Source organism: Microcystis sp. M49636_WE2, from assembly GCF_030065375.1.
GTDB lineage: Bacteria > Cyanobacteriota > Cyanobacteriia > Cyanobacteriales > Microcystaceae > Microcystis > Microcystis aeruginosa_C.
Genome location: NZ_JASJFG010000151.1, coordinates 1 through 5,647, shown reverse-complemented (window position 1 = coordinate 5,647; position 5,647 = coordinate 1). Strand labels below are relative to the sequence as shown.

Here is a 5,647-nt window from a genome sequence, read left to right as displayed (position 1 = left end):
TCGTTTTCGGCCTAATATTGTTATTAGTAGCGATCGAGCTTTTAGCGAAAGTAGTTGGCAAAAGATCACAATTGGAGAGATAAATTATGCCCTAGTTAAACCCTGTAGTCGCTGTATTATCACCACCACCGATCAAGAAACGGGTAGGAGAAATCCCCAGCAAGAACCTTTAAAAACCTTAAGCACTTTTCGCAGTTTCCCGGGGGGAATTATGTTCGGAGAAAATGTCATCCCCGAAAAGACAGGTACAATTAAAGTCGGCGATCCTATTACCGTAATCTAGAGATATAGGGGCAGCCCTTTCAAGGTCAGTCAAATAAAACCGGAAATACTGGCAACCAACTCTTGAAAAGCTAAAAATATGCCTAGAAATCAGCACCGAACTCTTGACGGAGGGAGCGCAGTATATCCGTCCCCAAAGTTGTCTCACCAGTTTGTACTAACCAACGTTCCAAGTTACGATTGGCATCGATAAACTTCTGGGATGAGTCTCCCTTGTATCCGACCACTAATCCATCCGAACAAACGATCCACTCGAATCCAGCGATCGCACCTCTGGGATTACTGAGGATCACCCCTCGATAACCCAAATTGCCACTAGGTTCACCAGCTTTGGTAGGGGACAAACGCTGCAGTTGTTGGAGTAGTTCCTGACTATCGCGCTCGTTAAGAGTCCAATGGGGATTGGGACGACCACTAAATATATCGAGTTCTACTTGCACGATCGCCTCCACTGTCTGAGTGTAAACTATTAGGCCGAGCAGGCAAAAGAGGGGTATGGCGATCACCACAATTGCTGCCACCTTTCCCCTCCTTCCCTCAGGTTCTATCTTAGCCATCTAACTGACCTGAGTTGAAACGTTTAACGAATTTTTTGGCTCTTACAAGTATAGAAATAGCCGCAAAATTGCGTATAAATTCCGCGATTACAGGTTTGGGGATTTGTAATCACCCGGTTACTATTATCAACATTTCTGACCGGCGTGGAACCAGGTTTATGACTCCAGAAACCCTCTTTATTCAGTCGATACCAGTGGAAATCTCGTCCTGGAGCTATAACTAGGGCCACCAGATAGCGAGGGGCTTCGGAGGCGGGGAAACAATTATAACGTACATGTAAGCCATCACACAGGGAAGCTCGGGTCACTTCCGCACAGGTGAGCGAGCGATACATACTACCACAACCGCGTCCGGGTTGGGCAAAGGTATCGGTGCGTTTGTTACTGGCGTAATTGTAGCAGTTATTGTTCCGCAGGATAGTTGCGTTGTTGTTCCAGAAATTGGGATTATAAGCTCCCAATTCGTATTGGCAGGCGGCCTTGGGGGTTTCGAGGGGGATTTCCACAGCTTCGGGGGATAATTCTAATCCTTCCGTATCGAGGAGCGTCAAGCGCTCACCTACATATAATTGTTCCTGCAAAAACCCCTGTAGATCTTCATCTAAAGATAGAGCTTCTTCTTCAGGGGTCATTCTGGTGGTTATTTCAGCACTATTGATTAAACCGACCAGTCTTTCGGCAATAGCATTGGCTTTAGAACTGGTAGCATACTGTCCAGCCGCTAGATAAATACTCTCTGGCAGATTGTAATTGCGGCCTACCTCATCGTTGAGGGGTTCTACTAAAAATCCCCGTAATCCTAGACCAGCGTTGGCTGGTGCCGATTTAGCGATGACACTAGCATTATTAGCGATTTCCCGCAGGGTAGCGCGAATTTCCTGTTCATCGCTGATAATCCACTCTGGATTCGCTCGTCCAGAATATAGATCCGCAGTAATTTTTAACATCTTTTTTCCCTTTGTTTGAAGTCAACAACCTTGTCTTAGGTGTTCAGTCACTTGTCCCACGAGTGTCAAATTTATGCACTCGCAAAAGTGACTTGCTCCCAGATGATCCCACTATACATTTAAGAAAATACGGGAGCATCTCTCTTAGGCCATAAGTAGAAATATCAAGGTTAAGATAAATAACCATAAGAACAATACTTGACTAGAGACACTGAAACCATGCCCCTTGATACCGCCTCGATTTTAGAAGTATTACGTCCCGTTCAAGATCCGGAACTGCAAAAAAGCCTAGTGGAATTGAACATGATCCGCAATGTGGCGATCGATGGCGGAAAAGTTAGCTTTACCCTAGTTTTGACCACTCCTGCCTGTCCTTTGCGCGAATTTATCGTGGAAGACTGCCAAAAAGCCGTTAAACAGCTGCCCGGGGTGGAAAGTGTCGCCGTGGCAGTAACTGCCGAAACCCCGCAACAAAAAGCTTTACCCGATCGCCAAGGCGTGGAGGGGGTTAAAAATATTATCGCCGTTTCCAGTGGTAAGGGCGGTGTGGGAAAAAGTACCGTGGCTGTCAATATCGCCGTCGCCTTGGCTCATTTAGGGGCAAAAGTGGGGCTATTAGACGCGGACATCTACGGCCCCAACGCCCCGACAATGTTGGGCTTAAATGACGCACAAGTGACCGTACAGGGCGCAAATGGCGAGATATTGGAACCCGCTTTCAACCATGGCATCAAAATGGTTTCCATGGGCTTTTTGATCAACCCCGATCAACCGGTAATCTGGCGCGGTCCGATGTTAAACGGCATTATCCGTCAGTTTCTCTATCAAGTCAATTGGGGCGATTTAGACTATTTAATCGTCGATATGCCTCCCGGTACCGGGGATGCACAATTAACTTTAATTCAATCGGTCCCCCTAGCGGGTGCGGTGATTGTCACCACTCCCCAGACGGTTTCTTTAATTGATGCGCGCCGGGGTTTAAAAATGTTCCAACAGCTAGGGGCGCGGGTTTTGGGTATCGTGGAAAATATGAGTTATTTTATCCCTCCCGATCAGCCCGATCGCTCCTATGATCTATTTGGGTCCGGTGGTGGGGAAAAAACCTCACAAGAATTGGGCATTCCTTTACTGGGATGTGTGCCTCTGGAGATAGCCCTACGAGAAGGCGGTGATACTGGTGTACCAGTTGTCTTGGGGCAACCAGAATCGGCCTCAGCTAAAGCCCTGATAGCGATCGCTCGTCAGGTGGCGGCGAAAGTATCCGTGGCAGCCTATAGTTAGGGTTTGCGGCAAAAAGTTTTTCGGTGGGGGCAGGGTGTGGGGTGTAGGGTGTAGGGTGTAGGGTTTTACCCATTTTCAGGGAAAAAGTCCCTAAATTTTCCCCCCGATCACTCCAATGTCCGGTGCTTTTGGATTTCAAAAAGGTCTAAAAGTCTTATCGAACAATGTTTTTAGATTTATTCAGCAAACCCTAGTTAGTTAGTAAATTTGGGGAGAGAAATGGTGAGAAGACAGTCCCTTATTAGTAGGAAACTAAGCGGTTTTAGTGAGCAGTTTAGCTTCATTTTCCGGGATATAGCCCAAATGGATCGGCTTTTGTTCGTTTTGGTGACGGGTTTAACCGTTTTCGGTGGTTTAATGATTCGTAGTGCCGAAAGAAACACCACCGCTCTCGACTGGTGGCAACACTGGTTATTCGGGTCCGTGGGAGTGGCGATCGCTTTATTTCTGGCCCGTTGTCGTTACGAAAGTCTGCTGAAATGGCACTGGTTAACCTATCTTCTTACCAATCTCTCCCTAATTGCGGTAATTGTCCTAGGGGTGACGGCGAATGGGGCGCAAAGTTGGATTAATATCGGCAGTTTTAACGTGCAACCGTCGGAATTTGCCAAGGTAGGTTTAATTATCACCCTAGCAGCCCTCCTACATCATCGTCCCGCCGATAATCTTTTTGCGATCGCTCGTGTTTTTGCCGTCACTGCCATCCCCTGGGTGTTAATTATGGCGCAGCCGGACTTGGGGACAGGATTAGTCTTTGGTGCAATTACCCTAGGCATGATTTACTGGGCTAATGCGAAACTACCTTGGATGATTATCCTGTTATCTCCCCTCGCATCGGTTTTTCTGTTTAATTTACTTTTTCCTGCTTGGATTGTTTTAGCAATTATCATCGCTGTGCTTGCTTGGTTTACCCTTCCCTACCGTTTTTTATCTACTTTCATCGTGGTGGCAACTAATCTGGCAGTGGGTAAATTAGGCGAGGTTTTTTGGGGTTTATTAAAAGAATATCAAAAAGATCGTTTAACCCTATTTCTTCACCCAGAAAAGAATCCTTTGGGGGGAGGTTATCAATTAATTCAATCCCGCATTGCCATCGGATCCGGAGAATTATTGGGACGGGGATTACACCAAGGCACCCAAACCCAATTAAATTTTATTCCCGAACAACACACCGATTTTATCTTCTCCGTAGTCGGGGAAGAATTCGGTTTTGTCGGCAGTATTCTAGTTTTAATAGCTTTCTGGTTAGTTTGTTGGCGTTTGTTAGTCATTGCTAATACTGCTAAAGAAAACTTCGGTTCTTTAATAGCGATCGGTGTTCTCTCGATGATCGCTTTTCAGGCAATTCTTAATATTAGCATGACCGTGGGATTAGCCCCGATTACAGGGATTCCTCTACCTTGGTTAAGTTATGGACGTTCATCTTTATTAACCAATTTTATCGCCTTGGGTTTAGTGGAATCCGTGGCTAATTATCGCCCCCGTAAGCGTTTGTACTAAGTAGTTGTACAGCTATCAGTTATCAGTGATCAGTTATCAGATTTGAGTTTTAAGTGTGGAGTATTAAATCCCACTTTCCGCACTTCTTAACATTCAATTGATGATTTTTACTAATATATTCCTTCCAAACCCTTGCCAGTAAGAATTATAACTACAATGATGGATTTTGATCAAGGTGAAGAATTGTCAATTTTTTTCTCAGAAAAAATCAATTATTGAAAATGTTCTCAATAGTAGTTTCTACAATCAAGGTTTTTCGTTAAAACATCTTGGGGAATGTAAAAATATATAAAAGTATATGAAGATGTGCTGAATGTCGGATTTAGCAGAAATTTTTCTTAAGTGCTTGACATTTGCCAGATTAGTGCTTATGATGTTTTCCATCACCCAAACAAAGGCAAATTATTTGCACAATCCCAATTCTGAAAGCCATGCACAGCAAAGCTTTCAAGGGTTAGTACGGGTTGTTAGTTTTGTCTGAGTGATTAAACCTATTCACTCGAAATTACCAGAGGAATAAATATGGCATATCCCAACGATCAACAAGGTAAAGCACTTCCTTTCTTTGCTCGTTTCTTGTCCGTAAGCAAAGAGGAATCTTCCATCAAGTCTCCTTCCCCTGAGCGTGAATATAATGTTACACTCAAATACCCTTCTGACTGGGAAGAGTTTTAAACTCAGGTTACTTGAGTAATTGCAGCACTTTTCTTGATTACACCGTACAGACAAAAAGCTAAAGGAGCCACTAAGCAAGGCTCGCAGCCAAAAAAACTGCACGTTGAGATCCTGAGAAGTGCTGTCAACTAAATTTAGTAATTACTCAAGAAAAAAACAAATACTGCAATTAGTTAAGCAAAAGCAGCAATTTTTGCCGCCTTTTATTGAGATTCTGTCCAATAAATACCAGCCCAAAAGCCTTAAAATGGGTTAAAATATAGAGATTTGCAATTGACATGAAAGAATCGCCTAAAGTTGTTTTATTGTTGACCCATAGCGGCGATTTTTTCACGATTGACCGCGTGGCTGAGGCGATAGAAAAAAAAGGAGCCACACCTTTTCGCTTAGATACCGATAAATTTC

At 44.3% G+C, this 5,647-nt stretch carries 7 protein-coding genes; 5 read left to right on the top strand and 2 right to left on the bottom strand.

The features are described 5' to 3' along the window. Positions 1-283: MOSC domain-containing protein (locus tag PX484_RS03540; protein WP_288102872.1), on the top strand; the 283-nt coding region annotated here is incomplete at its 5' end. Positions 284-365: 82 nt separating this feature from the next. Here the strand turns inward: PX484_RS03540 and PX484_RS03535 are convergent. Next, positions 366-803 carry a hypothetical protein gene (locus PX484_RS03535; protein ID WP_287766059.1) on the bottom strand — a complete coding sequence of 146 codons (438 nt, stop codon included), beginning with the start codon at positions 801-803 and terminating at the stop codon, positions 366-368. Between the two features lie 59 nt (positions 804-862). After that, positions 863-1,786, bottom strand: a complete 924-nt coding sequence (locus PX484_RS03530) for a hypothetical protein (protein WP_079207924.1) — start codon at positions 1,784-1,786, stop codon at positions 863-865. A 219-nt stretch (positions 1,787-2,005) separates the two neighbouring features. Between PX484_RS03530 and PX484_RS03525 the strand changes: the two genes are divergently transcribed. The 4 genes from PX484_RS03525 to PX484_RS03510 all read left to right on the top strand — a co-directional run. Continuing rightward, positions 2,006-3,067 carry an Mrp/NBP35 family ATP-binding protein gene (locus PX484_RS03525; protein ID WP_002758983.1) on the top strand — a complete coding sequence of 354 codons (1,062 nt, stop codon included), beginning with the start codon at positions 2,006-2,008 and terminating at the stop codon, positions 3,065-3,067. 219 nt (positions 3,068-3,286) lie between these two features. After that, positions 3,287-4,567 (top strand): rod shape-determining protein RodA, encoded by a 1,281-nt coding sequence (gene rodA, locus PX484_RS03520; RefSeq protein WP_287766061.1) that lies wholly within the window; start codon positions 3,287-3,289, stop codon positions 4,565-4,567. A gap of 522 nt (positions 4,568-5,089) precedes the next feature. Then, on the top strand, positions 5,090-5,242 hold the full coding sequence (locus PX484_RS03515) for a microviridin/marinostatin family tricyclic proteinase inhibitor (RefSeq protein ID WP_008201950.1): 153 nt from the start codon (positions 5,090-5,092) through the stop codon (positions 5,240-5,242). Between the two features lie 278 nt (positions 5,243-5,520). After that, on the top strand, positions 5,521-5,647 hold a 127-nt coding region (locus tag PX484_RS03510), incomplete at its 3' end, for an MvdC/MvdD family ATP grasp protein (RefSeq protein WP_353853208.1).